Annotated in this window: 5 protein-coding genes; 3 read left to right on the forward strand and 2 right to left on the reverse strand. The window is 64.4% G+C overall.

From position 1 onward, the window contains the following. The coding region (locus ACYQ1K_RS27605) for an NAD(P)(+) transhydrogenase (Re/Si-specific) subunit beta (protein WP_459986840.1) at positions 1-403 on the forward strand (403 nt) is incomplete at its 5' end. A gap of 301 nt (positions 404-704) precedes the next feature. Here the strand turns inward: ACYQ1K_RS27605 and ACYQ1K_RS27610 are convergent. Continuing rightward, the gene (locus tag ACYQ1K_RS27610; RefSeq protein WP_459986841.1) at positions 705-2015 is read right to left on the reverse strand and encodes a pyridoxal phosphate-dependent aminotransferase; all 1311 of its coding nucleotides are present in this window, start codon (positions 2013-2015) and stop codon (positions 705-707) included. Between the two features lie 230 nt (positions 2016-2245). On the opposite strand from ACYQ1K_RS27610, the gene ACYQ1K_RS27615 reads away from it, so the two are divergent. Beyond that, positions 2246-2473, forward strand: coding sequence for a VOC family protein (locus tag ACYQ1K_RS27615; RefSeq protein ID WP_459986842.1), 228 nt, complete (start codon positions 2246-2248; stop codon positions 2471-2473). Positions 2474-2837: 364 nt separating this feature from the next. Here ACYQ1K_RS27615 and ACYQ1K_RS27620 read toward each other — a convergent pair whose 3' ends face one another. Beyond that, entirely contained in the window at positions 2838-3722 is an 885-nt protein-coding gene (locus ACYQ1K_RS27620; RefSeq protein ID WP_459986843.1) for an NmrA family NAD(P)-binding protein, read from the reverse strand. A 495-nt stretch (positions 3723-4217) separates the two neighbouring features. On the opposite strand from ACYQ1K_RS27620, the gene ACYQ1K_RS27625 reads away from it, so the two are divergent. Continuing rightward, the coding region (locus ACYQ1K_RS27625) for an ABC transporter substrate-binding protein (protein WP_459986844.1) at positions 4218-5587 on the forward strand (1370 nt) is incomplete at its 3' end.

Genomic DNA, 5587 nt, shown 5'->3' on the forward strand with positions numbered 1-5587 from the left:
CGAGCGCGGTGTGAACGTCCGGTTCGGGATCCACCCTGTGGCCGGTCGTCTGCCCGGGCACATGAACGTGCTGCTGGCCGAGGCCAAGGTGCCCTACGACATCGTGCTGGAGATGGACGAGATCAACGACGACCTCGCCACCACCGACGTCGTGCTGGTCATCGGGGCCAACGACACCGTCAACCCCGCCGCCGCCGAAGATCCCACCAGCCCCATCGCCGGCATGCCCGTGCTGCGGGTCTGGGAGGCCCACAACGTGATCGTGTTCAAGCGGTCCATGGCCGCCGGCTACGCCGGTGTCCAGAACCCGCTGTTCTTCCGCGAGAACACCCAGATGCTCTTCGGCGACGCCAAAGACCGCGTCGACGACATCCTCACCGCACTGGCTCGTGTCCCCGCCTGAGGCGCGGCTCCGGCGGTCAGGTGACGGTCGCTGTTGCGGTGCGCACTGAACAGAACCGGGACCGGGTGAGAAGGGGAGCCTTCTCGCCCGTTACTCGGTCGTCGGGGAACAACGACCGGTCGGTCACTTAGCATGATCGGTCTTCACTCGGATGCAGCAGGTCGGTGGGCTTCAACTGAGTGAGTTGCGCGGCCCCAGCCCGAGGACGTAGCTCAATTCGTTGTTGCGTACACGGCGCAAACTCGAGGTGCTCGGCGAGTCGGCCCTGCACCGCGGTCGCGTGCCACGTCATGGCAGGGACTCACGGGCCAAAGAGCTCTTGCAGGCGGCCGATACCTTCCACGAGCTCGTCGTCGCCAAGCGCGTATGACAGCCGAAGGTATCCAGGCGCACCGAACGCCTCACCCGGCACGACGGCGACCTCAGCCCGGTCGAGGATGTACTCGGCCAGCTCGGCCGATGTGTTGATCACTCGGCCGTCGTACTCGCGGCCGAGCAGGCCCTTGACCGACGGGAATGCGTAGAATGCTCCCACGGGTGTCGGGCACAAGACACCTTCGATCTGATTGAGCATTGCGACGATCGTCTTGCGGCGTCGGTCGAAGGCGATGCGCATCTCGTCGACAGCGGACAGGCCGCCCTCGAGTGCGGCGATGGCGGCACGCTGGGAGACGTTGGCGACGTTGGAGGTGGCGTGCGACTGCAGATTGGTGGCGGCCTTGACGACGTCGGTCGGGCCGATCATCCAGCCCACCCGCCAGCCAGTCATGGCGTAGGTCTTGGCGACGCCGTTAAGCACGACGGTGTAGGGGGCGATGTCGGGGCACAACGTCGCGATTGAGCCCGTCTCGACGCCGTCATAAATGAGGTGCTCGTAGATCTCGTCGGTGACGACCCACAGGCCGTGCTCGGCGACCCAGGCGCCGATCGAGCGGATCTCGTCTGTACTGTAGACCGAACCGGTCGGGTTGGATGGCGAGACGAACAGCAGGATCTTGGTCCGCTCAGTGCGCGCCGCCTCAAGTTGTTCGACCGCGATCTTGTAGCCCTGTGTTTCGTCCGCGAAGACCTCGACGGGTATGCCGCCGGCGAGCTGGATGCACTCCGGGTAGGTCGTCCAGAACGGCGCCGGGAGCAGCACCTCGTCGCCCGGGTCGATCATCGCGGCGAAGGCCTCGTAGACGGCCTGTTTGCCACCGTTTGTCACCAACACCTCCGCTGGGGACACCGTGAGGCCAGAGTCGCGCTTCGTCTTCGCGATGATGGCCGCCTTGAGTTCTGGCAGGCCGCCGGCCGGGGTATAGCAGTGGTTCTTGGGGTCGCGGGCGGCCGCGATGGCGGCGTCGACGATGTAAGCGGGCGTCGGGACGTCGGGCTCACCGGCGCCGAAGCCGATGACCGGTCGGCCCTCGGCCTTCAGCGCCTTTGCCTTCGCGTCCACCTTGAGGGTCGCTGATTCTGCGATGGCATCGATCCGCCGGGAGACACGACGATCACGAGGCGAGGAAGTCATGCGGCACCTTTTGTCAGAGTGCGGGCCGGTCAGGCGTCTATTCGCCCTTCCCTGAAGACCCTTGAATAGTACGAGGTCACGCACCCCCGCCAGGGGCACGTCCGCTGATTGACATACGCGCGGCTGAGTGGGCGTTCAAAACAGCTGGCTGACCTCGCGACGGCGCAGACCAGGCTGATCGCGCATTACTAGCGCGAGGGCCCAACCTGCTGAGCGAGCGAGCACCCCGTCATGCCTACCCGACGTCATCACTTGCAAGCGTTGGGGAGCCGGGAGCCGGGCAGCCGTCGTCGTCCAGTTGGCTGCTGCAACCCGACCCAGCGAGGAGTATGAGTATCGGGCAAACAAACGCGATTAGCGACCATCAGGAGGAAGGTAACACAACGGCGCACGGCAAGGGTGCCCGCCTCGGACAAGTCGGAATCGCGGTCGCTGACATCGAGAGCGCTGTCGATTTCTATACCGGCGTGCTCGGTATGTGGCTGACCGAGACGTTCGACACGACGACGAGCTCGGTCAGGCGCGGCTGTTCTGGCAAGGTCCTTTGTCAGTGGTGATGCGGACACCATCCATCACAGATCCTCGATCTTTACCCTGCGCAATCCGTTGGGTTCCGACGGATCGGCCCGCAACTCCACCACTCGTCAGAGTGGCAACGCTGGATCGATGCTGTCATCACCAGCGCCGCTTACCACGACCGGTACCAGCTCGCGTCCCAAACACCTGCTCGGCGACGGTGCGTCAGCCGGCGCGAAGCAGGCAGACCGACGCAGAGCCCGCCACGCGACCGTGACGCATCTGCCGGGCCAGCAGAGAGCCAATCGTCCAGCGTCGCTGGGCTCGGACCGCTTGCGCCGACCTATGTCGGGACGGTGCGCCCGCCACTGTGATGCCACGCGCCTGATGCATCGAGAGCAACGCCTAGGTGGCCAGATCCGCGATCGCACGGATCGAGGCGACGTCCAGGGTTCCCTTCTGCCCGGTGAGGTGCTGCAGATCGTGACCTGTCGCCCGGAACTTGCCTTCGGAGATCGGTCGGTGGAAGACGTCGACCATCATCGTGGCGAACTCATCGGTCGCTCCCCCCGCTTGGAGAGCCTGTTTGGCGTCGTCTCGGGGTGCTTGGCTGTGAGTGATGCTTCGACCGGTGAATGCCGAGATCGCATCAGCGAGGTCGTCGTAGGTGAAGGTCTCTGCGGCAACGAGTTCGTAGGTCTGGTTGAGGTTGTTGTCGTTCAGCAGCGCCTCGACCGCCGCCTCTGCCAGGCTGCTTCGCGGCACCCAGTTCAAGGGGCCGTTGCCGCTTGCGGAAACCAGTTCGCCTGTGGTGATGGCGATGTTGATCTCCGGCCCCAGCTCGTCGAAGTAGACGCTGTTCCGTAGGAAGGTATAGGGAAGCCCGACGGCTCGGATCGCGTGCTCGACGGCCAGCTCGACGTCCTCCAACTTGAACACGCGAAGTTCCGGCGCGGCGAGTCCGACGTAGGCGAGATGCTTGATGCCCGCTCCCTGGGCGGCGAAGACAGCCCCGAGTAACAGCCGGAGTCGATCGACGCTGTTCCCCCTGTCGCCGGGTGGGGAGATCAGGACCATGGTGTCGATGCCCACAAGCGACGCCTGCAGGTGCAGAGGGTCGTCGTACGACGTGACGCGCGGCCGTAGCCCGAGCTCTCGGAATCGAGCGGTCTGGCGCTCCGTGCGGACCAGCGGCACGATGTTTGAGGTTGATACCCGACGCGCCAACAGACCCTGCACGATCAGGCCACCGAGGTGTCCAGTTGCACCGGTCACGGCAATCTTGCTCAAGGTCTCCCTCTCAGGACGGCAATCCGGGATGCAACTGGACTGCCCCTCCGGGGATGGGGTCGTCGCTGGACGTCGGGCTGGCCCGAGCCCGCCCGGTCGCCACGCCACGGGAGAGTCGTCAGGTGCTGATAATCGATCCCTATGAGTCTATATGCACAGATGGTAGCAGACTGGCCATCGCGCGCCGACAGGTGCGAATCATTCGACAGGCTTCCCGTGCGCCGGGACCGTTGGCCCGTCGGCGCAACAGACTCTCACGCGGTGGGCCGAGATCAGCCCGCAGATCGCCCTAGCGCATTGAGCATTTATCGGGCATGCTGCACCGAATAGATGAGACGGAGCGCGCTGGAGAGGTCGGGGTCGTACGCCGAGAACGGCTTGGTGGCGGCATCCAGTTGGTGCCTGGTCCCGGAATGACCACCTCGACGAAAGGAACGGTCCGTGGTCGCAAGGAGAGTGAGTTCGGTGTCGGATGGCCAGAGGGTTGATCGGTCGGTGTCGACGCACAAGCGGCGCCGCCGGTTCGCTGTTGCAGTGGCGGCCGCGACCGCCTTGGGCCTGGCGCTGGCTGGGTGCACTGGTAATGGCGGATCGCGGCCAGGCGACCGCGCTGCGGCCGAGCCTAAGGACGGCGGGACCATTACGGTGGGGGTCGATGCCACATCTGCAGAGACGACGATCGACCCGCACGTCGCGACGGGCTTGTGGGATATCTATGCCATGAACGTCCTCTACGAGCCCCTGATCGCCTATGACCAGGACATGAACCTGGTGAATGTGCTCGCGAAGTCATTTGAGCCCGACCCGACGGCCACGACATGGACTGTCGTTCTCCGAGACGATGTCACCTTCTCCGACGGTCGGCCGGTGACCGCAGATGACGTCGTATTTTCTATGCACCGGATCAGAGATCCTAAGACGATTGCGCTGAACATCAATGTGTTCAACAACGTCGACACGGTGGAGGCGACGGATCAGAAGACCGTCGTCTTCAAGCTCGGTCATCCTGACATCGGCTTCGCGAAACTGATGGGGGACAGCGGGCCCATGGGGATCGTGCCGAGCGACTTCGACCCGGAGAAGCCGATCGCCACTGGGCCGTGGAAGCTTGAGAGCTACACGCCCGGCTCTGAGGCGGTCTACGCGCGCAACGAGAACTATTGGGGCGAGAAGGCCCACGCGGACAAGCTCGTGCTGAAGGTGATCGTGGACCCCGATGCACGAGTCAACGCGCTCCTCGCCGGCCAGGTCGACGCCATCGTGAATCCGGGCGCGCAGGTAGCTTCTTTGAAGGGCAACCCCGCGGTCGACATCCTTCCGCTTGCCTCGGCCAATGGCGGGGACATCTACATGAACACGGCCACCGGCCCCACGAAGGACCCGCGTGTGCGTGAGGCAATCCGGCTCGCTGTGGACCGCAAGCAGATCCTCGACACCGTCGGCGGAGGCTACGGCACCATCGGCAACGACCTCTATAGCCCGTGGGATGAGGACTTCGCGAGTGACCTGAAGCGCAGCCAGGACCTCGACAAGGCCAAGAAGCTCATTGCTGAGGCGGGCGCCGAGGGGGCGAAGATTGCGATCACGACTGTCCCGCAGCTGAAGGAGTTCGCAGCGATTGTGGCGGAGAACGCGAAGGAGATCGGTCTCGACATCACGGTTAATGCGATGGACGAGACGCAGGTCTACGCCCGAGCCGGGGAATGGCAGATGAGCACCGAGAACATGACCTCGCGTGGGATCATCAACTTCTCCCAGACGGTCGACGGCCCGGGGGCGGCCTACAACTACGCCCATTGGAACGACCCGGAGTACACCGAGGAATACACCAAGGCGATCAGTTCCACCACGATGGATGAGCGCAG

It is taken from the genome of Nocardioides sp. AN3 (assembly GCF_054653495.1).

What these genes read in the sequence shown, in the direction of transcription:
- ACYQ1K_RS27615 (WP_459986842.1), top strand. Translation starts at nt 2,246, where the DNA reads ATGAGTATCGGGCAAACAAACGCGATTAGCGACCATCAGGAGGAAGGT.